General features: G+C 59.3%; 33 protein-coding genes. 14 read left to right on the plus strand and 19 right to left on the minus strand.

Translation table 11 applies throughout. From position 1 onward, the window contains the following. Positions 1 to 53 precede the first annotated feature (53 nt). Both pncB and CO676_RS02145 read left to right on the plus strand, forming a co-directional pair. Positions 54 to 1,358 carry a nicotinate phosphoribosyltransferase gene (gene pncB, locus CO676_RS02140; RefSeq protein WP_014760991.1) on the plus strand — a complete coding sequence of 435 codons (1,305 nt, stop codon included), beginning with the start codon at positions 54 to 56 and terminating at the stop codon, positions 1,356 to 1,358. Between the two features lie 267 nt (positions 1,359 to 1,625). Further along, on the plus strand, positions 1,626 to 1,838 hold the full coding sequence (locus CO676_RS02145) for a hypothetical protein (protein ID WP_014760992.1): 213 nt from the start codon (positions 1,626 to 1,628) through the stop codon (positions 1,836 to 1,838). A 236-nt stretch (positions 1,839 to 2,074) separates the two neighbouring features. Here the strand turns inward: CO676_RS02145 and CO676_RS02150 are convergent, their stop codons facing one another. After that, positions 2,075 to 2,221 (minus strand): hypothetical protein, encoded by a 147-nt coding sequence (locus CO676_RS02150; RefSeq protein WP_080605732.1) that lies wholly within the window; start codon positions 2,219 to 2,221, stop codon positions 2,075 to 2,077. A gap of 250 nt (positions 2,222 to 2,471) precedes the next feature. On the opposite strand from CO676_RS02150, the gene CO676_RS02155 reads away from it, so the two are divergent. Next, a complete protein-coding gene (locus CO676_RS02155; RefSeq protein WP_097519490.1) occupies positions 2,472 to 4,727 on the plus strand; it encodes a PBP1A family penicillin-binding protein in 2,256 nt (751 codons plus the stop codon). Further along, positions 4,675 to 5,091: a hypothetical protein gene (locus CO676_RS34405; protein ID WP_144340110.1), complete on the plus strand. Its 417-nt coding sequence runs from the start codon at positions 4,675 to 4,677 to the stop codon at positions 5,089 to 5,091. The genes CO676_RS02155 and CO676_RS34405 overlap by 53 nt, the downstream gene beginning before the upstream one ends. A gap of 214 nt (positions 5,092 to 5,305) precedes the next feature. On the opposite strand, the gene CO676_RS02165 is transcribed toward CO676_RS34405, so the two are convergent. Together CO676_RS02165 and CO676_RS02170 are read right to left on the minus strand one after the other, a co-directional pair. After that, on the minus strand, positions 5,306 to 6,142 hold the full coding sequence (locus tag CO676_RS02165; RefSeq protein WP_179875385.1) for a tyrosine-type recombinase/integrase: 837 nt from the start codon (positions 6,140 to 6,142) through the stop codon (positions 5,306 to 5,308). Positions 6,143 to 6,527: 385 nt separating this feature from the next. Then, positions 6,528 to 6,707, minus strand: coding sequence for a hypothetical protein (locus CO676_RS02170; protein WP_097519493.1), 180 nt, complete (start codon positions 6,705 to 6,707; stop codon positions 6,528 to 6,530). Position 6,708: 1 nt separating this feature from the next. Between CO676_RS02170 and CO676_RS35085 the strand changes: the two genes are divergently transcribed. Next, positions 6,709 to 6,876: a hypothetical protein gene (locus CO676_RS35085; RefSeq protein ID WP_179875386.1), complete on the plus strand. Its 168-nt coding sequence runs from the start codon at positions 6,709 to 6,711 to the stop codon at positions 6,874 to 6,876. 35 nt (positions 6,877 to 6,911) lie between these two features. Here the strand turns inward: CO676_RS35085 and CO676_RS02175 are convergent, their stop codons facing one another. Beyond that, positions 6,912 to 7,367 carry a hypothetical protein gene (locus CO676_RS02175; RefSeq protein WP_097519494.1) on the minus strand — a complete coding sequence of 152 codons (456 nt, stop codon included), beginning with the start codon at positions 7,365 to 7,367 and terminating at the stop codon, positions 6,912 to 6,914. A 151-nt stretch (positions 7,368 to 7,518) separates the two neighbouring features. Here CO676_RS02175 and CO676_RS35905 point away from each other — a divergent pair, with 151 nt between their 5' ends. Next, the gene (locus CO676_RS35905) at positions 7,519 to 7,917 is read left to right on the plus strand and encodes a hypothetical protein (protein ID WP_097519495.1); all 399 of its coding nucleotides are present in this window, start codon (positions 7,519 to 7,521) and stop codon (positions 7,915 to 7,917) included. A gap of 714 nt (positions 7,918 to 8,631) precedes the next feature. Here CO676_RS35905 and CO676_RS02185 read toward each other — a convergent pair. The 7 genes from CO676_RS02185 to CO676_RS02210 form a co-directional block, all read right to left on the minus strand. After that, positions 8,632 to 9,096, minus strand: coding sequence for a hypothetical protein (locus CO676_RS02185; protein ID WP_097519496.1), 465 nt, complete (start codon positions 9,094 to 9,096; stop codon positions 8,632 to 8,634). Then, on the minus strand, positions 9,097 to 9,747 hold the full coding sequence (locus CO676_RS02190; RefSeq protein ID WP_097519497.1) for a hypothetical protein: 651 nt from the start codon (positions 9,745 to 9,747) through the stop codon (positions 9,097 to 9,099). Further along, complete coding sequence (locus tag CO676_RS02195; RefSeq protein ID WP_097519498.1) at positions 9,737 to 10,921, minus strand: site-specific integrase; 1,185 nt, start codon at positions 10,919 to 10,921, stop codon at positions 9,737 to 9,739. Before CO676_RS02195 ends, CO676_RS02190 begins: the two co-directional genes overlap by 11 nt. 187 nt (positions 10,922 to 11,108) lie before the next feature. Next, the gene (locus tag CO676_RS02200; protein WP_097519499.1) at positions 11,109 to 11,297 is read right to left on the minus strand and encodes a hypothetical protein; all 189 of its coding nucleotides are present in this window, start codon (positions 11,295 to 11,297) and stop codon (positions 11,109 to 11,111) included. Next, positions 11,294 to 11,563, minus strand: a complete 270-nt coding sequence (locus tag CO676_RS02205; RefSeq protein ID WP_097519500.1) for a hypothetical protein — start codon at positions 11,561 to 11,563, stop codon at positions 11,294 to 11,296. Before CO676_RS02205 ends, CO676_RS02200 begins: the two co-directional genes overlap by 4 nt. Before the next feature lie 75 nt (positions 11,564 to 11,638). Further along, on the minus strand, positions 11,639 to 11,791 hold the full coding sequence (locus CO676_RS35095) for a hypothetical protein (RefSeq protein ID WP_179875387.1): 153 nt from the start codon (positions 11,789 to 11,791) through the stop codon (positions 11,639 to 11,641). A 182-nt stretch (positions 11,792 to 11,973) separates the two neighbouring features. Then, positions 11,974 to 12,162: a hypothetical protein gene (locus tag CO676_RS02210; RefSeq protein ID WP_097519501.1), complete on the minus strand. Its 189-nt coding sequence runs from the start codon at positions 12,160 to 12,162 to the stop codon at positions 11,974 to 11,976. Positions 12,163 to 12,197: 35 nt separating this feature from the next. On the opposite strand from CO676_RS02210, the gene CO676_RS02215 reads away from it, so the two are divergent. Further along, complete coding sequence (locus CO676_RS02215; protein WP_097519502.1) at positions 12,198 to 12,401, plus strand: hypothetical protein; 204 nt, start codon at positions 12,198 to 12,200, stop codon at positions 12,399 to 12,401. Between the two features lie 112 nt (positions 12,402 to 12,513). Here CO676_RS02215 and CO676_RS02220 read toward each other — a convergent pair whose 3' ends face one another. From CO676_RS02220 to CO676_RS02255, 8 genes are all read right to left on the minus strand, one after another. After that, complete coding sequence (locus CO676_RS02220; protein WP_097519503.1) at positions 12,514 to 12,843, minus strand: hypothetical protein; 330 nt, start codon at positions 12,841 to 12,843, stop codon at positions 12,514 to 12,516. Then, complete coding sequence (locus tag CO676_RS02225) at positions 12,836 to 13,681, minus strand: hypothetical protein (protein ID WP_097519504.1); 846 nt, start codon at positions 13,679 to 13,681, stop codon at positions 12,836 to 12,838. The genes CO676_RS02220 and CO676_RS02225 overlap by 8 nt, the downstream gene beginning before the upstream one ends. A 358-nt stretch (positions 13,682 to 14,039) precedes the next feature. Next, positions 14,040 to 14,390, minus strand: a complete 351-nt coding sequence (locus tag CO676_RS02230; protein ID WP_097519505.1) for a hypothetical protein — start codon at positions 14,388 to 14,390, stop codon at positions 14,040 to 14,042. Beyond that, positions 14,387 to 14,614: a hypothetical protein gene (locus CO676_RS02235; RefSeq protein ID WP_097519506.1), complete on the minus strand. Its 228-nt coding sequence runs from the start codon at positions 14,612 to 14,614 to the stop codon at positions 14,387 to 14,389. Before CO676_RS02235 ends, CO676_RS02230 begins: the two co-directional genes overlap by 4 nt. Beyond that, entirely contained in the window at positions 14,607 to 15,026 is a 420-nt protein-coding gene (locus CO676_RS02240) for a hypothetical protein (RefSeq protein ID WP_097519507.1), read from the minus strand. The genes CO676_RS02235 and CO676_RS02240 overlap by 8 nt, the downstream gene beginning before the upstream one ends. Next, positions 15,023 to 15,247: a hypothetical protein gene (locus tag CO676_RS02245; protein WP_097519508.1), complete on the minus strand. Its 225-nt coding sequence runs from the start codon at positions 15,245 to 15,247 to the stop codon at positions 15,023 to 15,025. Before CO676_RS02245 ends, CO676_RS02240 begins: the two co-directional genes overlap by 4 nt. A 128-nt stretch (positions 15,248 to 15,375) precedes the next feature. Further along, positions 15,376 to 16,125: an XRE family transcriptional regulator gene (locus CO676_RS02250; protein ID WP_097519509.1), complete on the minus strand. Its 750-nt coding sequence runs from the start codon at positions 16,123 to 16,125 to the stop codon at positions 15,376 to 15,378. A 575-nt stretch (positions 16,126 to 16,700) separates the two neighbouring features. Beyond that, the gene (locus tag CO676_RS02255) at positions 16,701 to 17,300 is read right to left on the minus strand and encodes a helix-turn-helix transcriptional regulator (protein ID WP_245424239.1); all 600 of its coding nucleotides are present in this window, start codon (positions 17,298 to 17,300) and stop codon (positions 16,701 to 16,703) included. Between the two features lie 147 nt (positions 17,301 to 17,447). Between CO676_RS02255 and CO676_RS02260 the strand changes: the two genes are divergently transcribed. From CO676_RS02260 to CO676_RS02290, 7 genes are all read left to right on the plus strand, one after another. Next, positions 17,448 to 17,726, plus strand: coding sequence for a hypothetical protein (locus tag CO676_RS02260; RefSeq protein ID WP_097519511.1), 279 nt, complete (start codon positions 17,448 to 17,450; stop codon positions 17,724 to 17,726). Then, on the plus strand, positions 17,723 to 18,040 hold the full coding sequence (locus CO676_RS02265) for a hypothetical protein (RefSeq protein WP_097519512.1): 318 nt from the start codon (positions 17,723 to 17,725) through the stop codon (positions 18,038 to 18,040). Before CO676_RS02260 ends, CO676_RS02265 begins: the two co-directional genes overlap by 4 nt. Then, on the plus strand, positions 18,040 to 19,173 hold the full coding sequence (locus tag CO676_RS02270) for a ribosomal protein L7/L12 (protein WP_097519513.1): 1,134 nt from the start codon (positions 18,040 to 18,042) through the stop codon (positions 19,171 to 19,173). The genes CO676_RS02265 and CO676_RS02270 overlap by 1 nt, the downstream gene beginning before the upstream one ends. Positions 19,174 to 19,243: 70 nt before the next feature. After that, entirely contained in the window at positions 19,244 to 19,474 is a 231-nt protein-coding gene (locus tag CO676_RS02275) for a hypothetical protein (RefSeq protein ID WP_097519514.1), read from the plus strand. 162 nt (positions 19,475 to 19,636) lie between these two features. After that, the gene (locus CO676_RS02280) at positions 19,637 to 20,440 is read left to right on the plus strand and encodes an ATP-binding protein (RefSeq protein ID WP_097519515.1); all 804 of its coding nucleotides are present in this window, start codon (positions 19,637 to 19,639) and stop codon (positions 20,438 to 20,440) included. 124 nt (positions 20,441 to 20,564) lie between these two features. Beyond that, positions 20,565 to 21,191, plus strand: a complete 627-nt coding sequence (locus CO676_RS02285; protein ID WP_210202616.1) for an HNH endonuclease signature motif containing protein — start codon at positions 20,565 to 20,567, stop codon at positions 21,189 to 21,191. Beyond that, positions 21,184 to 21,551: DUF669 domain-containing protein (locus CO676_RS02290; RefSeq protein ID WP_144340111.1), on the plus strand; the 368-nt coding region annotated here is incomplete at its 3' end. The genes CO676_RS02285 and CO676_RS02290, both read left to right, overlap by 8 nt.

The raw sequence follows: 21,551 nt of genomic DNA on the forward strand, positions 1-21,551 counted from the left end.
AGGATCAATCGATCGCTATGGCCCATGGGGATCCAGAAGGAGCGTAGTCGCAGATGCCCAAGACCGATATCGCGCGGCGGGTCTATAACCACACCTGGAAGCTCGATCCGATCATCCGCAGCCTGTTGGATACGGATTTCTACAAGCTGCTGATGCTGCAGATGATCTGGCAGCTCTATCCGGATGTCGACGCGACCTTCTCGCTGATCAACCGCACCAAGACCGTGCGTCTCGCCGAGGAGATCGACGAACAGGAGCTGCGCGACCAGCTCGATCACGCCCGCACCCTGCGTTTCACCAAGAAGGAGATGATCTGGCTCGCCGGTAACACGTTCTATGGGCGCAAGCAGATCTTCTCGCCGGAATTCCTCAGCTGGCTCGCCAAGTTCCGCCTGCCCGAATACGAGCTGTCGCGCCGCGACGGTCAGTTCGAGCTGGCCTTCCGCGGCCGCTGGGTCGAGACGACGATGTGGGAGATTCCGGCGCTGGCGATCATCAACGAACTGCGCTCGCGCGCCGCGATGAAGGGTCTCGGCCCCTTCACGCTCGACGTGCTCTATGCGCGCGCCAAGGCCAGGATGTGGTCGAAGGTCGAGCAGCTGCGGCATTATCCGAGCCTGCGCATTTCCGACTTCGGCACCCGCCGCCGGCACAGCTTTCTGTGGCAGCGCTGGTGCGTCGAGGCGCTGAAGGAAGGCATCGGCGCCTCCTTCTCCGGCTCCAGCAACGTGCTCCTCGCCATGGACAACGATCTGGAGGCGCTCGGCACCAATGCCCACGAGCTGCCGATGGTGGCGGCCGCACTTGCCCGCAATGACAAGGAGCTCGCCGCCGCTCCCTACAAGGTCCTGCAGGACTGGAACCAGCTCTATGGCGGCAATCTGCTGATCGTCCTGCCGGATTCGTTCGGCACCGCCGCCTTCCTGCGCAATGCCCCGGACTGGGTGGCGGACTGGACCGGCTTCCGGCCGGACAGCGCCCCGCCGATCGAGGGCGGCGAGAAGATCGTCGCCTGGTGGCAGAAAAAGGGCCGCGATCCGCGCGACAAACTGCTGATCTTCTCCGACGGCCTCGACGTCGACACGATCATCAAGACCTATCGTCATTTCGAAGGTCGCGTGCGCATGAGCTTCGGCTGGGGCACCAATCTGACCAACGATTTCGCCGGCTGCGCGCCGACCGAGATCAGCGGCCTCAACCCGATTTCGATCGTCTGCAAGGTCAGCGAAGCCAACGGCCGCCCGGCCGTCAAGCTTTCCGACAATCCGCGCAAGGCGACCGGCGATCCCGCCGAGGTGCAGCGCTATTTGAGGTTCTTCGGAACGGAGGATTTCGTAGAGCAGAGCGTTCGCGTATGAGGCTCATGCGCAAGGGGGCCCCCTAAAAAAAGAAACCGGCGGGGCCGGTTTCAAGAAAGCGATTGTCCACCATCGCATCGTCAAACTAGCGGTTGAACCTTAAGCTTCGGTTACCACCGGCAGCGATGCCGGACGATAGGCCGACGGCATTCAAAAAACGTCTGCGGTGTCGCAATAATATGACTTATTGGGGTCCCTCACTATTCTCTTGAATTTCCCCCCAAATGCCCCATGATGGCCGCATGAGGTACACCTTGGGAGGGGTTCGTGCGTCAAGCCTATTCACCCGATGACGTCGATGTTATGCGCGGAGCCCTGGATGTCTGGTGCGCCCTGCACAATGTCGGCAAAGATGGAGCAGAGGCCAACAGAGCCGCCCGGCGCATCCTCGACCTGATGGACAGGAAGAAGTGCTCCTGCGACGAGCTTCTGGCTCAGCTCGGGGATTTCAGACCGGAGCCGCGTCAGCGGGCTTTCTAAAAACCACCGACAACATCATTCAACGTCTGGAGCGGCGCGCCCTTACCGGCGGGCGGCTAGCGTGGGCGGAGACCGGCGTTTGCCGCGACGGTCCGGCGAGCCGAGCGCCCGGTTGAAGCATTGCGTGCCTACAGCGCCGTGCGTCTTCTCAGTCGCACAAAGGTCGCTGTAGCGCTTTGAATCGCAACGTGTTCTATCCTTGAATCTGTCAGGATTTAAGGAAACGGTGGCGACCGTCACCGCGGTATCGATGAGGTGAACTCGCCGGAGACGGCGGCGTTCGCCTGCGTCCTATGTTGGGACAAAGCGACGTGGAGGATGCCGGACACCGCGATCGACACGACGAGGACGGCGATGGTGGCGCCGAGACCCGATTTGATCATCCCTTTGTCCTCCAAGACCGCATGATTTGCCGCTCCCGCTGTCAAAGCGTGAAATGGAGTTATTCCTGTGGCGGCGATCGTGCTGTTCCCCGAGTAACCTCGGATATGGTTAATGATATCTTCATGGGTCTCCGCAGCCGGCATACTGATAAGATTCAGCGCCACCATGTTTTAGACATGTTTCTGGCAACCACTCGCCGCCCGATGCGTTCCCAGCGAATGCACGGGTGACATTTGATCGAGAGCACGGATGGCGCAAAGCGATGCCGCGTCGAAGATTGGCCCAGAGAGCCAGGGGCCAGAAGAAACCGAGCCGAGCCGAGATCACCCGGACCGTTCGAAGGGCGCCGCATTTGCAAAAACCCGAAGGGCACTTGCTGGCCTCGGCCGCGCGCTGACCAGACTTGGCCGGGCACTTGCCGAGGAAGTGCCGGTTGCAGCCCGCCGGGCCGGTAAAAAATCGGCCGCCGCTACGCGTGGCGCCATCAAGCGGCTTAGGCGGACGACCGTACGCGATAGTGCCGTGGCGGGGCGCTCGGCAAGCCTTTGGCTGAAGGCGCGGCGAGCCGCACGAACCGAAGAACAGCAAGCCGTACCGAAGAGCCGCAGCAGCCGGCGTACAATCCTGCTGCGGAGCGCAGCGGCAGCGGCTCTGGCGTCGTTCGTCCTGCTGGCTATCGTCTTTGCCTGGGCGCTCCGCGATGTTCCCTGGGAGGAGATCGCCGAGGGCTCGCTGAAACCGGTCGTCGTGCTGGAAACCGCCGACGGCAAGCCGCTGGTGAGCCAAGGCCCCTTTCAGGGATCCTACGCGGCGCGCAAGGACTTTCCGCCGCATCTCGTCGAGGCGGTGCTCGCCAGGGAGGATCGGCGCTTCTATGAGCATTCCGGCATCGACCTGAGGGGCATCGCCCGGGCGATCTACACCAATCTCGGGGCGGGCGAGGTCGTGCAGGGCGGCAGCACCATCACCCAGCAACTGATCAAGATCCTCTATCTCGAGCGCGACCGCACCTGGAAGCGGAAGATCCAGGAGGCGGTGATCGCCTTCTGGCTGGAGCGCAAGCTCGGCAAGGACGAAATCCTCACCCGCTACCTGAACAATATCTATCTCGGCGCCGGAGCTACCGGCGTGCCGGCGGCGGCACGCATCTATTTCGACAAGGAGGTGCAGGAGCTCAATATCGGCGAGTCGGCGATGCTGGCGGCCATTATCCGCGCCCCCTCGCAGCTCAACCCGCTCACCAATCCGGACGGCGCCCGCCAGCAGGCGGAACTGGTCCTCGATGCGATGGTGAAGGTCAACAGGATCACCTCGGAAGAGGCGAAGGTCGCCCGCGCCGACGTCGGCAAGCTGCAGCCGACCAGCCCGGCGATCCGCTCGGGAAGCTGGTTTGCCGACTGGATCATGCAGGATGCCCGCGAACTCGCCGGCCCCTATCGCGGCACGATCAAGGTGAGGACCACCATGGTGCCGCGGCTGCAGGCGATCGCCGACAAGGTCGTCGCCGACGCGCTGAAGCGGGAAGGCGGCAAGGCGGGCGTCTCGCAAGCCGCCCTGGTGGCGATGACGCCGGAGGGCGCCGTCGTCGCCATGGTCGGCGGCCGCGACTATACGAAGAGCACCTTCAATCGCGCCTTCTCGGCGATGCGCCAGCCCGGCTCGGCCTTCAAGCTGTTCGTCTATTATGCCGCCCTGAAGAGGGGCCTGACGCCGTTCGACCCGGTCGAGGATGCGCCGATCGAGATCAACGGCTGGTCGCCGGAGAACTTCGGCGGCGGCTATAGCGGCATGGTCAGCATCGCCGAAGCCTTCGCGCGGTCGCTGAACGCCGCGACCGTCGCGCTCGCCACGGAGGTCGGGATCGACGAGGTGATCGCCGCGGCGCGCGAACTCGGCATCGACGCCAAGCTCGCCGACACGCCGAGCCTGGCGCTCGGTTCCTCGGAGGTAAACCTGCTCGATCTCACCGGCGCCTATGCCTCGGTGCGGGCGGGCCGCGCGCCGATCGAGGCCTGGGGCATCGAATCGCTGCACGCCGAAGGCCAGCCGCAGGCCTTCCGGGTCGGCCCATCCAAGCAGCCGGTGACCGATATCAGCCAGTACCGGCCCGATCTCGTCTCCCTGTTGCGGCTCGTCGTCGAGCGCGGAACGGGCCGCGAGGCCGATATCGGCACGCTCGCCGCCGGCAAGACCGGCACCAGCCAGAACCACCGCGACGCCTGGTTCGTCGGCTTCACCGAACCGCTGATCGTCGGCGTCTGGGTCGGCAATGACGACGAGACGCCGATGAAGGACGTCACCGGCGGCAAACTGCCGGCGCGGATCTGGCGGAACTTCATGACCGCGGCGCTCGCCGAAGGCACGCCGGCGGAGAGCGGCGCGCAAGTGGCGGGGTCTGCACCGGCCTGCAACTTCAGGGCTTGCGCGAGGGCCTATCGGTCGTTTCGTCCGGATGATTGCACGTTCCAGCCGTATTACGGGCCGAGGCGGCTATGCGAGAAGTAGGAAGGGCGGCGGAGCGGCGATAAACATCGATAAGGCGCTTGAGTTCCCCCTCTTAGAAGAGGGCGAGGATGAAACCGCGCATCGCGAACAGGTAAAGCGAGAAGTGATGCTCTTTATGGACCAAGCAAATCGCGGGCCAGGGAAGGAGCGCGGCCGCAAGGGCGATAGGGGAATCACACCTGACATCCATGATAAGCCTCTGCCCGTCTATTTCAGGAAAAGCTTTCAAAACCTGAAGAGCCAAATGACACGAGAGGTCAATCCGCTCACGAGCGCTTTTGTTGTGGATGTCCACGTTCAGTACATCCGCGACGAGCCGAGGGGGTTACGTCGTGACGGATATTCATCAAGTCATCCCAGCTGACGACGAAGGAGAGGACCTTGGATGAGGACCCTTTACGGGGGCACCGTGCGTCAGAACAAAAAATGGCAACACAGGGCCATTCGTATAGGTGCGCAACTCAGCAAGCCAGTGCGCAACGTGCCGATGAGACCAGATTTGCTGAAAAAACTGGTGCTGCTAGAGAGATTTGAACTCTCGGCCTCTCCCTTACCAAGGTAATTAGGCGAGCAGCAAATTATCGTTTCTTTCCAAATCGATATTTCTTCTTTTGTGTTGCCTGCGTCAAATCTGTGCCAATCGGCCCGGAAGCCTTGTCGAACTTTTCAGCGAGGGATCGGCCGGCATCTTTACTATGAACATACGTTTCAAGGAAGAGCTTTGCCGACCTCCATCCACCGGCATCCATGGCCGTCTTGATGTCGGCGCCGGGAATCGTCATGGCATTGGTGCCGAACGAATGCCGGCCGGCTGAATGCGTGGTGCGCTTCTCAATGCCCGCGCGCTTGCACACCGCCGCCATGCGCTTGTTCACGGCCTTAGGGTCGGTGTAGCTGAAAACGGGCTTGCCAGCCTGAATATCGAGCGTTGCCAACCTTGCCACCAGTTCCGCGGTCAGATGCCGGACAGACCATTCGTCTGTCTTCGTCTTCGCAAGCACGGCTATCCTCTCGGTCAGGTCGACGTGTTCGCCCATGAGATTCACAGCCTCGGAGACGCGGGCGGCGGTCTGGTTCATGAAGAGGACCAGTGCCGACAGATGCCAGAGCTTGTCGGCATCGGCTTGCGCCAGGAAGGCGTCGAGCCATTTCCGATCGACGGGCTTGTGCTTGTTCGACTTGGGCACGTCGAACATCTTAACCTTCATTGGCCCGCACCAGCCCAGGTCGTGGGCATGATTGACGACCGCGCGCGCAGGGATGATTGCCTGCCGGTTCCGGGTAGCCGGCGACGCCTTCGGGAATATCGCCAGGGCCATCCCCCGGATCTCGGCCGGCTTGATTGTCCCGATCGCCCTCCCCTTGAAATGCTTCAGGATGGGAGGCAGGAACCGCCCTTCGCCGCCCTGCTGCATGTAGCTCGTGGCTGCTTCCTCGAAGAGCCTTACTGCTTCCTCGCCATAGGTATGACGTTTCCAGAGCCTCGCCTCGAACTGCGCACGGATTTCTTCGGCGACTTTCTTGTCGCGAGTGCCAAGGCTTTCTCGAATGCGCTTTCCGCCGATCGTGCCATAGGCGTACCAGATTCCGTTTCTCTCTTTGAGCTCGAGTTTTGACATGACATGGCCTCACGTAGAAGTGCGATGTGCTCCGGGTAGAAGACCTTCTTTGAGCCCCGGCGCTCATAGTGCGGATGTGCCTTCAATGTGTCGACGAGGAAGCGGCGGGAGATGCCCAAAAGGGTAGCTGCAACGTCCATCCCGACGGGAACGAAGGCCTTTGTCCATTCCGGCAGGTTGTTCATGAGCAAGCCTCGCCACTAGCGGGCAGGAAGCCGCTGACCAATTGCGCGCGCGTAAAATCGGGATCGCCACCTTCGCCACCTACGAAGATGAAGCAATCCAACATGTAAGCGGCCTTTAGGTGGACGCCCTCGATCGTGGCGGGGCGATAGGCGCACAGCGCCTCAGCGGTCGTCATCGTGACGCAGCGCCAGGCGCTCGCCGGTATGCTTTACCTGATCCTTTCGGGCATGAACCCCACGCGGAAGCCAGAGGAGACCATGGGCTACGCCTGGATGAACCGGCTGCGCAACTACCAAGACGAACGCCTGAGGGCTGTTCTAGAGGCCGCACAGGCAGACCAGTAGGAGCGATCGGCGGCGTAACTGTCGGCGCGAGAGAGTCAGTATTCGCCGCCCGGCTTAAAAAATACGTGTCCGCTGAGGTCAGCCACTTTACCGTCTTCGGTCCGGTGCCAAATTAGCTTGGCGTCCATCGGCCACGCACATCCCTTTTGGAGAAACTGCGCAAGACGGGCACTTGGCACGTTCGGGCAGGGTGAAACGACTTTGAACCCCAAGGCTTGAAGGTCACGTTCTACAGCGGCCGCATCACTGCCGGCGGGAAACAGCCTCTGCAAGCGCTTTGTGAGCTCCGGTGAGAAGGCCTGTTTTTCCCCCTTGGGAAGTCCACACCCGGGAGTCCACACGTCGCCTTCGTCTACGGCCGTTAAATTGAGCAGTAGCGGAGGCAGAGGACGATCGCATTCCCCGATCATCACCATGACCAGGCCGACAAAGCCGACAAGGCAGACAACACAGGCAATGACCAGGCGAAGTGCAACAGTGGAAATATTCATTCATTGCCCCAAACACACTACAACCAAGAGGTCGTACGGTCGCACAGCGCCGGTTGCAGTCAAGGATTAGCCGCGCCACCCAAATGGGTAATTTGATTTCATTGCGCTTTCAGCCATCTTGGGGGACCAAAACGGGCGAGCGAGGTAGGCCGTGACTTGGCTGAGTGAAGTTCTCGATCAGGCAACGGTTCTCAGTATGTTGGCCGGCATCTTGGTTGGAGTGCCGGCCTACTTTGGCGTATCAGCCCTCATTCGCCGTGGTCCACCGTCGCTTGCGCCGCAGCGATCACGACCGCGCAGGAAGAGCAGGCGGATTCCCGGCATCGCCGTTGGCGCGGCAACTGCCCTCTTCGGAGTTTCCCAATACGTGTCTCTGGTGCCTGGTTGCGACATCAAGGGCAACATCAGCTACAACACTGGAGAGCGGATTTACCACGTCCCTGGACAAGAAGATTACGGCCAGACGCGTGTGAATTACTTCGATGGGGAGCGGTGGTTCTGCTCGGAAGCGGCGGCACGCGAGGCCGGCTGGCGACGGGCATACAACTAGGCGCCCAGACGATCGCAACAAAAAGGCCGGGGCAAACCCGACCTTGATCACCTCCCGCCGCTGCCAGTACATCCGTGGTCAACGACGAAGAGGCGCATGAATGCCCGTAATGTAGGCGTCGCTTGAATTTTAATCAAACGGAATCAAAAGAGAGCGGCACCAGGAAAGCAGAGGCGCCGCTCAGTAGTCGTCGCCTGGTTGAGGGAGGCGATCGGCGATAACCCGGCTCTAGTCGATTGGTTCCGCCCGTGGCTCTCTACAGCGGGAAAATCCCCTGCAAGGCTTTTCCGGTGTCTCCATGCCGGCGCGATGCGGGACGGCGGAAATAGGCCTCCTGCAGGGGGATTTCGAGGAAGGCGACTGGCGGCACCAGAACACCGCGTGAACAGGCTGTGCCAGATCTGTGCCACAGGGCTATTCAGATTGGTGCGCAGCGGTGCACTTTTGTTCCGGGCGTCAATTTGAGGTGTGCCGCTAAGTACATTGTTTTCATGGGGAAAACTGGTGCTGCTAGAGAGATTTGAACTCTCGGCCTCTCCCTTACCAAGGGTATTACTTAAAGTGCAAAAGTATATATGTTGTAGGACGTAGACGGTTGCGTTGGCGGGCGCTGTACAGGTTTTGTACAAAATAGGGTCTACGTAAAAGAGAAGCCCGCGATTGCGGGCTTCTCGTCGTCAGGCTGCGCCGAATAGGTCTGGCGTGGGTGGGTGTCTAGGCGGCCAGCGGCGGAAGGCCAGCGGCCACCCTAGCCTCGTTTGGCGTTACGACGCCAGCATGTATCAGCGTGGACAGTGCGATGGCGCTGTTGCCGTGAGTAATCAGCAATCGTTTTACGCGAGCGTTTGTGTCGTCGTCTGCCAGCTTGATAGGCCGCTCCTTGGCCGTCTTTGGATCGAGATTTGGCTCGACGCGAACCAGTCGCGCCGCTCGCTCCGTATTGGTGAACTCAACGATTGGCTCGATTAGCTTCATTTTCTCATCGATCTTTGCCTTGAGATCTGGAACTTCCCACGCGCCGACCTCAAACTCCAACGAGGGAGCTTCAAGGCCGATATCCCAATGAGTTTTATTCTTGATGATGGCCTGGTAGCGAATGCCTCGCGTGCCATTTGTTGTCGCCTTCAGCGAGATGGTCATTCCCTTGGATGCGATCTCTGAAATAAGTTCTTCAAGCATTCAAGTCTCCTCTTCTGTGGTGGTGTGGTTGGTGGCCTCCCATTCGGCGGCCTCTGCTTCCATGCGCTCCATGAACGCATCGAACTCTTCATTTTCGCGGCGCTTTATTCTGAACTCAAGGTTCCACTGAAGACGCCTTGCGCGGTAAGCTTCATCTGACGCATATTTATCTCGTAGCCTCGCGTAGTAATCAGGCGTCCTGCGCAATCGATCAATTTCAATTACCCTATTACGATAGTCGACATCTGCAGCGTATCGCTCCTTGTGGCGCTGTGTTGCCAAGTCATACTCTCTTCTCCTCTTGTCAGGGTCAGATCGTCGTTTTCTTTTGTTTTTCCTTTCCCTCTCGGCGAACTCCTCGTCCTCGGCCCTGCGCCGACGTAACTGCAATCGAAATTCGTCTGTATTCCGTCGCTCACGATCTCGCGTCTTCTTTTTTTCTGCTCGCTCAGCGTTTCCTTTATGTTTTTCGTGATTTCTCTTGGCCCTCGCCTTTTTTACGTCGTTGGGCAGCGCAAGGTATTTGTCCGCCTCACACTTGCGGCAAGTGCTGCGCCGCCCCATTCGTCCACCCTTCTTAGCGTGAAACGCCTCAAGCACCTTCGCCTCGCCGCACTTGGTGCAAACCTTCGTCAGCGTCTCATCTTGCATCGCGCTTCTTCTCCAAATCCGTCCTGCGCCCAGTCCCTTCCGCCAACCGCCCCGCCCACGCCAGCGGGTCTTCAAGCCAACCTAGCCGCCGCCATGTTTCCGGCACTGGCAACTTGTTGATCGCCTCGATGAGCGGCGCCTGCGGCACGTTCGTGTAGTGCCTACTCATGTCGTCCGCGGCGTGTCCTAGTATCTGGTCCTTGATGTGCGGATGCACGCCAGCGACAACGAGACCAGTAGAGCACGAATGCCTGCCGGTATACGGCGCGACATCCTTGATCCCAGACCGACGGCGAGCTCCGTTGATAGCCGACTTCAGCCCGCCGCCGCCATCCTCAACCGCCTCGTATGGCTCCCCTCGCGGCGTACGGAAGAGGCGAGGATCGTCGGCCAATGCGTTACGCTTGAGTAGCGACCGCAGAATGGGAACGATAAATTCGTGGATTGGAATGCCGCGCGGCTCCCCGGTCTTTGTGTGCGTCAGCGTGATCCACCTGCCGTCAACGTTTACCTCTCCTGCCGTGAGCGCGAAGAGCTCGATCGGACGCATGCCGGTGTAGAACAGCGTCGTCATGAGCATCGCTGGCCCAGGCGACATCGCCGCTATGAACTTCGCGGCATGCTCGTACTCGACCGGGAACGTTCCTGCGCGTCGCTTCGATGTGCGCACGACGTTCGTGCCCTTTACCTTGCGAGGTCGCTGCCACATACGAACGGTTGCCCAGCCGTTTTTAACGGCATGGTTCCATACAGCGATGAAAGGTGTGTAGCATTGCCGATTTCGCGTCTCCGGCTGCGTATTCGGGTAAAGCTTTGCGGCTGCCTCATCAAGTATCTTCTGATTAATGTCGGCGAGTCGAGTGTCGCCGAAATGAACCATCAGTCCCGTTTCCGTGTCGTCTGCGTGGATGTCGAGTAGGAACCGTCCCGATCCGCCAGCCTCTAGGTACGACTCTGCCGCCTCCCTGAATGAGATGACCTTGGCTTTGCCGTGCGCTATCTCGTCTAGGATGCGGCTTTCTGTTTTTGCGCGCGTTGCTTCTGCGACCGTTCGGTCAGTAGTTTGCGCGCTTTTTCGGATACTGACGCTTTGCTTCTTCCCGTCGACTCCAATTCCCTTGACGGTCCCTGATATCCAATATGTGTCACCACGCTTGTAGAGTTTGAGGGGCATCGAAGAACGTCCTTTATGGCTTCAATGTCGGAATCGGTGAAAAGAATATCCCGGCCGCGCACCATGCAAAGGCCGTGCTGTTTGGCAATCTTCGCGACGCCTCTGTTGGTGAGGCGAAGATGCTCAGCTGCCTCCGACAGCGTGTAGACGCTACCGGATGGCTTGTTGTCGTTGTCGTGCGGGCGGGTCATTTGCCGAGCCCCTTCGGATAGCACTTGCCGTGCAGGTACGCGTTGTGCGGCTCGTCGACGCCGTAGTGCATCTCGCGCAGATCGCGGTTGGCTGCTTCGCAGTCTTCCTTGGAATTGAACTCTGCCGATACGGAGAACGAGCCAAACATTTTGGAGATGAGGGCGAAGACCAGGACGTATTTCACGCCGCCCTCCTATAGCCAAGCAACTCCAGCTTATCCGCGATCTTCAGCAGATTGTCCGCCTGCCGCAGAAGCCGCGCGCTGCTCTCACCCTTGCGGGCAGATCGAAGATTTGCGTCGGCAACCTGCCGCAGCGACGTAGGGCAAAGCTCGTCGGCGATGGCGCGGTCGATGGTGAGGAGGGGTGCGGCAGGGAGTTGTGGCCTGCTGGTTGCCCGATACGGTGCGTTGTTATTCGCTCCGCTGAGCGTCAATCTTCTCTTGGTCATGTTTGTCTCCTTCGGTGGTGTTGGTTGGTTCCTGCCGCATTGCGCGCGGCGCAATCGGGCAGGTGTATCTGCTGGCTATACGCGAGCGTCGCGCTCCCATTGCTTGTCGAGCGCATAGGCCTGATAGGCCGTTCCGGCGCCAAGTAGCGCCGCACCGACGGCGATGATGAGCCAAAGCGCCAGGCGCGCTTGGATGGTGATGTAGGTGTCAGCAACAGCGGTGCGCATCACAGCACCTTCCGCGGCTGGCGCGTGTCGCGCAGGTGCTGCAGCATCGCGAAGAGAGCCGCTAGGCCGATTGGTGTTATGATCGCTAAAACCGTGGCTGCCATTGTCGTCTCCTCTCGTGGTGGTGTTTGCTGGCTTGGTGGGCCAGCATGCAGTCACAATGCTGTAGTTCTACAAATTTGTCAAGCGGCCAGCTTGCAGGTCGCTTCTGTCTCCTGGCCAGCCTTGCGTCGGCAGTATTCCTCCGCCGCACCACGACTGCCGAAGACCGCCATAATCATCGTGCCGCGCTTCACTTCCCATCCGCCTGTCGTCAGCGTTCGGTAGGTGTACGCGCCTATTTGGCCGCCGTTATCGAGGAGCGCTAGCATCTTGCCGCCGCGCCTCCGAGCGCCAGATTATTGGAATGCCGAAAAAGATCGAAAAAGGCTCCCGCGTTACCCTGTCCGCCGAAGTTACGCGGGTCGGCGACGACGGCATGGTGACCGTCCATGTGCGCGGCTACCACACGCCTATCACGCTGCCGGAGAAATACCTTTCCGACATCCAGCCCGCCCCGAAGGAGAAGCCGGTAGGGGGAAGGCGTAAATTCTATGATCGCGGAGACTGAGGTCATGGGTAGAGCCTCCCGCACCGAGCGCACGCGCCAAACCGAGGATATCCGGGAGTCTTAACACTGTGTCGAGGATGTCTGTGGAGGCCAAACCAGCAGAGGAATCGCATCATCTTGTCCATTCCTCCCCTGCCTTGCGGATTGCGGAGCGGGCGCGGCGTAAGTCGCCAATTGTTGGGCTCAGCCGGGCTATATAGTCGCGGGCTCCATCGGCGTCCTGTGGGAGCATCTCAGCTGGCAGTGCGTCTACTACCGCAGCCGCTTGCGCAAACGGCTCCAGCGCCTTCCGTGCCTCTTCCAGTTCTCGGCGGAGGCGGTCGATCTCGTCTGCGGCATCATCGCACAAGCCATAGTCGCCCTTGCCAGATTTGAAGTTTCCTATGCCGTTAGCGCAGGCCCGCAACCGCTCTACCAAGTCCTTCCGGTCATCTTTATTCATTTGTGGGCTCCTGGGTGAGGGCGGCGCGGATCATCTCGCGGTCTCGTTTGAACGTCTGTCCGTCTCGAAGGTGCCCTTCTACGCACGACATCCATTCGTCGGCGCACTGTAGCGCCTTCCGCAGCCTCTCGATCTCCCCCGCATCCCCCGCAGAGAGCGGAGAGGAGGAGAGGGCCGCGCGGAGAGCAGCGACAACAGATTTTTTTAGCTCTTCGTCGTGGTCCCCGCAAAGGTCAATGGGGCAGTCCTGATAGGCTTGCCACGCGGCTTCGATCATTCCCGGTGTAGGCTCTTGGACGGGAGCGGCGGAGAAAGCCGAGACGATACGGTTCAGGGAATTGAAGTTAATGGCCGGAACCATCTGATGGCCCATGAACCGATTGGCGTCTAATTCGAAATCAATGTCGTCTCGGTCGAAGAGGGCGAGGGCCACGGCCCGCACCAGATCGTTGAAGTCGGCCAGCCCGTATTTTGGCATGTGCCCGAGCTTCGGCCGTGTCTCCGCCTCTCCCGCCTCCGGCTTATCGAGGGCGGCGGAGAGGTCGGATATGCGCGCTTGCAACTTTGCAATGGTGCGTGCGTAGTGGAGGTGGACAGAATTCGGGATAGGGTCAGGCCTGTCGGCATAAATGTTCGCCGGGTCGAGAAGATACTCCGCGCGGGGGAACGCCTCGTTGATGGCGTCCGCAATCCTCTGGGAAACTTCGTCGGTAAACTCTTCGGGCACATCACCTTCAAGGGCGCCGTAGACGATCTCCCAAAGTTCGGGCCCATTCAAAACTGGCTCGAAGTGTGGTTTCCCTGTGGTCGGGTCTTCATCACCCTCTCGCGCGGACATCTTTTGTATCCATTCGGCGGTGACGAGCGTTTTCGGTTTTCCACACACAATGCACGGGTCGGTGACGGACCCCTCGCATTGGCAGGTCCACGCCGTACTACGCGCCTCCGGCTTATCGATAAGGCAGCCGGGGGGCGCGAAAACAGGTTCATCGTCAGTGATTATGGTGACGCCGTATGGCCTCTCTGGCGAAAACCTGGGTGGAGGGGCGGCGACAATAATGTCCGCAGTTACAGACCAAGCCGTTGTGGGGGAAGCGGCACTCCAAAGTGGCTCGCCGCATTCAAGGCATGCGACAGAGGTACGTTGTACGTTCAGTTTCGAAGACTCGCAGACCGGGCATACCAGCAATCCGCATTTAACTTCCATAGTCATATGCCACCACCTTTCCGTTCAGCCAGCCAAAGCTGTCTTGTTTGCACTCGACCGGCAGCACGTAGTCTTCCCGGTCCACGAATTTGTTGAAATCTAAATTGTCCCATTGGTTCGCCGTAATTGCTCTGCACCTGGGCATGACGACGAGCCAGCCGCCGGGGATGGAAAACAGGACGGGGCAAAGCCCGTCCCATCCGATTGTCCCAAACTGGCGCTCCTGAATGTTGCCCAGCAGACCCATGAGGAAGAGCCGCCACGATTTGATGCTCGGCAGCTTGAAGGCGTAGCGCCGGGTCAGGATCACGAGCCGGGTGGTGCCGCAGCGCGCGTTCATTTCTGTGTTTCCTTCTGTTCGGTTTTGGATGCGATGGTGCGGTGGCACCGAGGACAGGATTCATTGGACAACCGGAGTTCGGATTCCTGCACGGCAAGGGCGGCTTCGATCATGTCGCGACTGACGCCGTGCAATCCGTTCTCTTCGGCAAGGCGCTTGTTCAGGACGCGGGCCGCCGCCTCGGCCATCTTCTCCGTCACCAAGTCCTTCCGGTCTTTATTCATGGGTGGGCTCCTGGGTGAGGGCGGCGCGGGCTGCCTCCATCTCGTACTCGTAATGATGGTCCCATCCCTGCTTTTGGCCGGCTCGGAAAAGACCTTGCAGCGCCTTCCGCAGCCTCTCGATCTCCCCCGCATCCCCCGCAGAGAGAGGAGAGTGGGAGGATGGATGCGCGTATAGAGGCCTAGTGAACTCACCTTCGCGCCACGCCATCGCGTCGAGCCATCCGTCATCGCGTGCGTTGTCATCGCCTGGGATGACCCATGCGACAGCCTCTCCCGCCTCCGGCTTATCGAGAAGGCAGGAGCGGATGCGGTCCGACATGATGTCGAACACTTCTTGCGCGGTTCGGTTCTGTATGCCGATGATCGGGCGGGTCAATTCACTCATCTGTGCTGTCTCCTGCTTGGGCGTCATGTCCGTTCCCTCGCGTTGAGTGCCTCGCCACTTGCACCAAACGCCTCATTAAAAGCGTCGATCACCTCGCGGTGCGAACGCCGAAACGCACAACGCCCGCTACCAATCTGGCGCGGGCGGCTATGTTTCTTTGCTTTGTGGTCGGGCTTCGCGAAAGGCTCTGCGCTGCAGGCTGCTACACGAACGTCGTCGAAGTCATCAGCGGTAAGCTGGTATCTCATTGTCGTCTCCTCTGGCCCGCAGGCCGTGGTGGTGCGTCCGGGTATCCCGCAAGTCGGGGTGACGCTCAGGAGACTTATAAGCCTATCTACAATTGTATGTCAACAATTAATTGTAGGCGCACCACCGCCTACCAATATTTCCCTGCCAATATGATCGGATGCACGCTCACAACTTGTTCGCGCGTGAACTCGATCTTTTTGGTGGGATTGTACTGCTGGAGCACGAGCTTGTTGGCGGTCCAGCCGACGAACTCCTTGACGAATCCGCGGGGAGGGGCGCCGTCATCCTCTTCGCTGCGATGGACCTGCACGACCACGTCATCACCTCGACGAGCCGGCTTGGTCGGATGCACCCACACGGTTTCGCCTGGCCGGAAGCGCGGCACCATTGATTCGCCGTCGATATAAACCGCGTAGGCATTCGGCACGTTTTCGAGCGAGGGTGGGCAGTCGACATAGTCGAGCACCGAGCCGTTGAAAATGTATTCCCCGTCTTCACCGCCCACGGCTTCCCCCAGTACTGGTAGTTTCTTGCGCTTTCCTTCCATGTCTTTCTGCTCGCCGATCGTGGCGTTGGGGGTGGGCGCTTGGTCACGCGGCGCCTTCTCTTTGTATTGATCTAGTAGCGCCGTGACAGACGAGGGCAGCCGAGTCGAGCGCTCCGGATCGCGGCCAGCCTCGATCATCAGCCGACGTATCTCTTTCTCGTCGATCTGCAGCTCGTGGGCGATTTCCCGCCAGCGGCTGGAGCTCACGACCCTGCCGGCGAATAGATTGTTGACCGCCTGCTGCGTCAGACCGATTCGGCGGGCAAGTTCTGATTGCGTGATTCCCGCCTCTTCCAGCTTCTGCGTCAGGGTTTCGGTTAGTCGGCTCATGCAAATATCCCCTTTTGCAACAATCGTTTAGCATACAATTGTGAAAATCGCAAACGATGACGCTTGACGAATGGTTGCAACAATTGTAGTTGTTGGTTGTAGGCCTAAATCAAACGGGCTAGGGACTAAGGAAAAGGCGAAAGCCAACAAAGCAAAAAGCCGACAGGGCGAAAGAACTCCAAGAACGGCTAAAAGGAGACTGAGGCATGAGCAACCAAATCATCACCGACGAAAGAAGAAATGATGAACAGAAAGGCCAACCGCCGTAGGTACCGAACGCTGCCCGCCTCGCTCGCGGGTGGCGTTTTCGTGTTGCCGTTGATGCGGCAAGGAACAACGCCAGAACGCCAGGAACTAAGAACACTAATGGGGCTCTTGAACCTTTCGGCCGGCACCACCCGTTAACAAGAACCCCATGTAGCTCGTACTCATAAGGGGAGGAGACCGGCTGACGCTGGCCATTGAACCCAAATTTTCCATATCGCCACCACAGCGACGCGTAACTATTACCACTAGTTCCGCAAATTTGTCAACATAAACGTGTCAAGTGCCCCATAAAAAATCACGGTCGGCCACTACTGACCACCCGCAACGCGCTCGGAAAGGACCACGGCATGAACAGCTTGCACATCGTCGATCGTGATCCTGTTGCCAAGCGCATAGCGGCTGATTTCCGCACGCCCATTCTCAAGCGATTCGAGGCGACCAAGCCACGCGACTCCGCCGCGAGCGTGAACTATTACCTCGTTGCCGACTTGCGGCCAGACGGCAGGATCCAGCCAGGCTTTCGTGCCGACGAGGAGGGCGGGCTCCATGACCTTGGTGTCAACGCTGATGGCGTAGCGGCTGGAGGGAATGCGCTTGCTGCCGGTATTTACGGGGTCAAACTTAAAGCGCCCCTCCTTGCGGTCGGATATGCGACCCGCAGGCTGGTCGACTCGCGGCAGCTTCGTGTTGCCGGTACTGGCGACGGCTTCTTCGCAAAGCTCGCGCGCCATATCGATCGATATGTGAAGCCAGCCGGCGATCGCGGCGTACCGATTCGGACGCGGAACCGAGCCGTGCTTCCACGAGCTATAGGTCTGCTGAAGGACTCCGATTTCCTTCGCGGCCTTGTAGTCGGTCAAGCCTCGCTTGGCCTGTTCGTTCAACAACATCTGGGAAAGGCGTGACACGACTATTACTCCGGTAGGCCGCCAGCGGGCTTGCCACAAAGGGCATGTTTACACTACAACCTGCATTATTACAAATTTGTCAAAATGCGTCAACCAACGCGTTTTGCCGCTTTTTTGACTACCTACACCACAGCAAGAGGAGACAAAATGGACGATATAGCGGAAATGCGCGCCATGCAGTCGCAGGGTGCGTCTCTCAGACAAATAGGGCTTCACTTCGGCCTTAGCCATCAGGCGGTTTTCTATCGCCTCGGCGGCATCCGCAAAATGCGCACTGGCGCTCCGCCGGCCGCAAACGACAACAAGATCGTGAAGATGATGCCGCACAACGGCGGCTGCTCGACGACGAGTGGTTTGGTTCCGGTGAGCTTACCGCGTGTCGGCGGGATGGGGCCGCATCCGTTTATTGACGGGGTGGCGGCATGAGCCGGCAAGATCAAAGCGGCCCGTCCTGCGATTGCGAGGACTTCAGCTTCGGCGATTACGTCAGATCCATCCAGAACCCACACCTCACCGGCCAGATCATCGGCGAGCGCAACTGGGGCACGGAATACCACGTCAGGCTCGCCGACGGCGCAAGCTCGATCTGGTGGCACTACGTCGAGATCGAACACGACGAGGATGCCTATCCACCTCCAGCCAAGTCGGAAGATAAGCCGCTGGGCGACAACGTCATCAAGGTCGATTTCACCAAGCCGCGCACGTTGCGGCCTAGCGACGATACGGAAGGAGCAGCGTGATGTTTAAGGCAGGTGATAAGGTACGATTGAACCAAGACTACGGCGGCAAGGCTGCTGGCTTCGTGTCGGTCATCGAGGAAGTTGTTTCGTCCAATCGCGAAGACGGCCCGCTCTACTATCTCAAAGACCTAGGCGGCGCATACGCCAAGAGGTTTGAACTCGTCGAGCAGCCCTGGCAGCCGAAGGTCGGCGATCGGGTGCGGTACGAGGACGGCACCGTCCATGGCGCTGGCGTGGTTCGCGAAAAAGAGGAGCACGGCTGGCTAGTCGATGTGGAGGCGAAGGACAAAAGCTACGCTTACTTTAATGGCAGCCGCTGGTTCTCCGCCTCGTCGCTGTCGCCGCTGCCCGTTGCCGCGGAAGCGCAACCCGCAGCGCTGCAGATCGAAGCCGGCAAGTTCTACCGCACGCGCGACGGTCGGAAGGTCGGGCCGATGGAGACTTTCCTCAACATGTTCTCGGCTAAGGCCGAGGGAACGCATCGCATCTTCCAGGCCGACGGCACGCATGGAAGCCAGCACGTCACGAACCTGCCGCATCTCGACATCATCGCCGAATGGGTCGACGAACCAACCGTTGCGGTTGCGGCTACCGCCAGCAACGACAACGCGGCGCCGAAGTTCAAGGTGGGTGATCGTGTGCGAATCGTTCGGAATTCTCGCGGTGATGGCCATCTGAACAAGAATATCGGCAGGGAGTTCACAATAACGATGGCGGATGGCCCCAACAACACGGGGTGGTCCGGTGCAGCCGAAGAAAGCCCTTACTGGTGGCCCGAATCCGACATTGATCTCGCCACTTCGACACCCACCGCCATCGTCGCCCTTATCGAGAACGGCCAGCCCAAGCCATCCAGCCGCCCGTACGTTCACGCGACCGAAGAGGCGGCAAGCAAGGAAGCCGCACGTCTCGCCGGTATCCATAAAGGCCAGCATTTCGGCGTGTACGTTCTCGCCCATACCGTGAGCGAGGAGAAGCCGGCATACAAGCACGAATGGCAGCGATTGGCCGCAGATGGCCAGAAGATCGCGGCCATCAAGGAATTGCGCGCCGTTACGGGCATGCAGTTGAAGCCAGCCAAAGATGTCGTCGAGCACTTCATCGACTACCCGTACGGCCATCTCGCCGCCTAACCCCGACAAACCAACCATCGCCACCACAGCAGCCGTGCGCCTCACCAAGCGCACGGCGAGAGGAGACACTATGCCAAGTAAACCATACCCTGAACCTGGGCTTAGATCGCCACCCCTCGACTACGTGCCTACCGCACCAGTCCACAAACCACGCCGCGGCATAAAGCGCGGTATATACGCCGCAGCATCGGCAGCCACGGCGCTCGCAATCGGCATGTTCCTGCCGTTCGCCATCATCGCCGCAATCGCACTAGGCGGCGGCTGGTGGGCGTTCTGCCGGTTTATGGCCGACCGTGACTGACGTGCGTCATCCGCTCGCGGAACACCTGCTGCCCGATATGGGGAGGCCTCCAGAGCCGTTTGACTGGGCCACGGTCGTGCGCGTTTGCGCGTTCTTCGCCGCTGTCCTGTTCGTTGCGGATCTGTTTTTCACCTGACCAACACCACCACTGAGGAGACTTGAATGGCACTTGATTGGGATGCCCCCGTAGACACGATAGAGAACGATCCGGCGCTGGTCGTTCTCTATGCCGGCGCGAAATCCGGCAAGACAACACTGGCCAGTGAATTTCCTGCGCCGCTGTACGTCAGAACTGGCAAGGGCGAACGCGCACCTGCTGGCGTCGTGATGAAGTCTTTCGGCGTGTCTGAGAGCTACGACGACGTGATCGACCAAGCCGACTGGATGCTCCAGACGGAGCACGACCGAAAGACCTACGTTCTCGATTCCGCTGATGGACTTGAGCAGCATATCTGGCGCAAGGTGGCGGCCGATGCAAAGGTCGCAAGCATCGAGGACATTCCTTACGGCAAAGGCTACGCCGCTGCGACCGACCTTTGGCACGAGTTCATGGCTAAGATGCTCGACCTGAAAGAGGCCGGCTTCTACGTCGTCATCATCTCGCACGTTAAGGCGAAGACCGTTCCTGGCGTCACAACGGACTCTTACCCTCGGTACATGCCGAACCTTCGCGATGACGCCGTCGGCGTGATCGTCGACGCCGCAGACCTCATCGGCTTTTTGCATCAGCGCGTCTCCATCAAGAAGGAAGACGCTGGCTTCAAGAAGACGAACAACCGCGGCGAAGGCAGCGGCGAGATGATGATTGCCGTGCAGGAGCGCCCCGGTTTCATCGCGGGCAACAGATACGGAATTGAAAAGCCAGCCCTGCCGTTTAAGCGCGGCGAAGGATTCACGGTGCTGGACTTTTATTTCCAACGCAATGCCCTGCCGCTGGAGGTCGCCGAAGGGGAAGACGCCGAATAGTGGACGCTGCGAACGACAACTTGGTGCAGGTGAAAACTTGCACCAAGTGCGGTGAGACGAAGCCGGTTAGCGACTTCTATAAGCATGACGTCGGCATCTTCGGAGTACGCGGCGACTGCAAAAAGTGCTGCTTGGCCGCTCAAAAAGCGAGAAAGCAGGATCCAGAAGTTGCCGAGAGGAGAAGGGAATACCAGCGAGAATGGAGGAAAAAAACAAGTCGAAGGTACGTGGATATCAAGCCAAGTACTACGATGAGAACAAGGAGGCGATTGGCGCAAGGTTGGCCGATTACTTCGAGAGAGAACCGGAGAGGCGAAAGGAAGTCAGGCAAAAATCCCTAAAGAAGTCCCGAAGCAATCCGAAGAGGCGGTTAAGCGATGCCATTGCGACTGGAATACGCAGGGGGATATTGCTTGGATCGAAAAACAACAGAACGTTTGAACTCCTCGGATACTCGCCAGAGCAACTTTGCAAGCATCTTGAAAGGCTGTTCTTGCCAGGGATGACATGGGAGAACTACGGCAAGAAGGGATGGCACGTGGATCATGTGGTCCCCTTGTCCGTGTTCAACTATGAGACGCCTTACGATGCTGACTTTAAGAGAGCGTGGGCATTAGACAACCTTCAACCGCTTTGGGAGAAGGACAATCTAAGTAAAAACGCCAAACTGGATAAACCATTTCAACCAAACCTGTTGTTAGCGACCAACGACAACAGAACACCACCAAAGAAGGAGACTAAAATTGGCTAGACTTTCGACGACTTTCAATGCGCAGGACCATGATACCACCCAGTCAGACTATGCGGAGCTCCCGAACGGAGTTTACAAGCTTGAGATCGAAGCTTCCGACGTGGTGCCCACGAAAGCGGGCACGGGGACGATTCTGAAGACCACCATGTCGGTCATTGAGCCCGAGCAGTACAAAGGCCGCAAGTTGTTTTCGACCTTCAATCTCGAAAACCAGAACCCGCAGGCGCAAGAGATCGGCCAGAAGCAGTTTGCCAGCCTTTGCCGCGCCATCGGTGTCAGCGAGGTAAATGACAGCGAGGATCTGCACTTCCACGCCTTCACCGCCAAGATCGGCCTCGGCAAGGCGCAGAATGGCTATCC

This window comes from Sinorhizobium sp. BJ1 (genome assembly GCF_002531555.1).
GTDB lineage: Bacteria > Pseudomonadota > Alphaproteobacteria > Rhizobiales > Rhizobiaceae > Sinorhizobium > Sinorhizobium fredii_B.

Bases quoted from the DNA above. Each gene is read 5' to 3' on its own strand.
- pncB (WP_014760991.1), top strand. From the start codon at position 54: ATGCCCAAGACCGATATCGCGCGGCGGGTCTATAACCACACCTGGAAG.
- CO676_RS02150 (WP_080605732.1), bottom strand. From the start codon at position 2,221: ATGATCAAATCGGGTCTCGGCGCCACCATCGCCGTCCTCGTCGTGTCG.
- CO676_RS02155 (WP_097519490.1), top strand. From the start codon at position 2,472: ATGGCGCAAAGCGATGCCGCGTCGAAGATTGGCCCAGAGAGCCAGGGG.
- CO676_RS34405 (WP_144340110.1), top strand. From the start codon at position 4,675: ATGATTGCACGTTCCAGCCGTATTACGGGCCGAGGCGGCTATGCGAGA.
- CO676_RS02165 (WP_179875385.1), bottom strand. From the start codon at position 6,142: ATGCAGCAGGGCGGCGAAGGGCGGTTCCTGCCTCCCATCCTGAAGCAT.
- CO676_RS02170 (WP_097519493.1), bottom strand. From the start codon at position 6,707: ATGACGACCGCTGAGGCGCTGTGCGCCTATCGCCCCGCCACGATCGAG.
- CO676_RS02175 (WP_097519494.1), bottom strand. From the start codon at position 7,367: ATGAATATTTCCACTGTTGCACTTCGCCTGGTCATTGCCTGTGTTGTC.
- CO676_RS02185 (WP_097519496.1), bottom strand. From the start codon at position 9,096: ATGCTTGAAGAACTTATTTCAGAGATCGCATCCAAGGGAATGACCATC.
- CO676_RS02190 (WP_097519497.1), bottom strand. From the start codon at position 9,747: ATGCAAGATGAGACGCTGACGAAGGTTTGCACCAAGTGCGGCGAGGCG.
- CO676_RS02195 (WP_097519498.1), bottom strand. From the start codon at position 10,921: ATGCCCCTCAAACTCTACAAGCGTGGTGACACATATTGGATATCAGGG.
- CO676_RS02205 (WP_097519500.1), bottom strand. From the start codon at position 11,563: ATGACCAAGAGAAGATTGACGCTCAGCGGAGCGAATAACAACGCACCG.
- CO676_RS35095 (WP_179875387.1), bottom strand. From the start codon at position 11,791: ATGCGCACCGCTGTTGCTGACACCTACATCACCATCCAAGCGCGCCTG.
- CO676_RS02210 (WP_097519501.1), bottom strand. From the start codon at position 12,162: ATGCTAGCGCTCCTCGATAACGGCGGCCAAATAGGCGCGTACACCTAC.
- CO676_RS02215 (WP_097519502.1), top strand. From the start codon at position 12,198: ATGCCGAAAAAGATCGAAAAAGGCTCCCGCGTTACCCTGTCCGCCGAA.
- CO676_RS02220 (WP_097519503.1), bottom strand. From the start codon at position 12,843: ATGAATAAAGATGACCGGAAGGACTTGGTAGAGCGGTTGCGGGCCTGC.
- CO676_RS02225 (WP_097519504.1), bottom strand. From the start codon at position 13,681: ATGTCCGCGCGAGAGGGTGATGAAGACCCGACCACAGGGAAACCACAC.
- CO676_RS02230 (WP_097519505.1), bottom strand. From the start codon at position 14,390: ATGAACGCGCGCTGCGGCACCACCCGGCTCGTGATCCTGACCCGGCGC.
- CO676_RS02235 (WP_097519506.1), bottom strand. From the start codon at position 14,614: ATGAATAAAGACCGGAAGGACTTGGTGACGGAGAAGATGGCCGAGGCG.
- CO676_RS02240 (WP_097519507.1), bottom strand. From the start codon at position 15,026: ATGACGCCCAAGCAGGAGACAGCACAGATGAGTGAATTGACCCGCCCG.
- CO676_RS02245 (WP_097519508.1), bottom strand. From the start codon at position 15,247: ATGAGATACCAGCTTACCGCTGATGACTTCGACGACGTTCGTGTAGCA.
- CO676_RS02250 (WP_097519509.1), bottom strand. From the start codon at position 16,125: ATGAGCCGACTAACCGAAACCCTGACGCAGAAGCTGGAAGAGGCGGGA.
- CO676_RS02260 (WP_097519511.1), top strand. From the start codon at position 17,448: ATGGACGATATAGCGGAAATGCGCGCCATGCAGTCGCAGGGTGCGTCT.
- CO676_RS02265 (WP_097519512.1), top strand. From the start codon at position 17,723: ATGAGCCGGCAAGATCAAAGCGGCCCGTCCTGCGATTGCGAGGACTTC.
- CO676_RS02270 (WP_097519513.1), top strand. From the start codon at position 18,040: ATGTTTAAGGCAGGTGATAAGGTACGATTGAACCAAGACTACGGCGGC.
- CO676_RS02275 (WP_097519514.1), top strand. From the start codon at position 19,244: ATGCCAAGTAAACCATACCCTGAACCTGGGCTTAGATCGCCACCCCTC.
- CO676_RS02280 (WP_097519515.1), top strand. From the start codon at position 19,637: ATGGCACTTGATTGGGATGCCCCCGTAGACACGATAGAGAACGATCCG.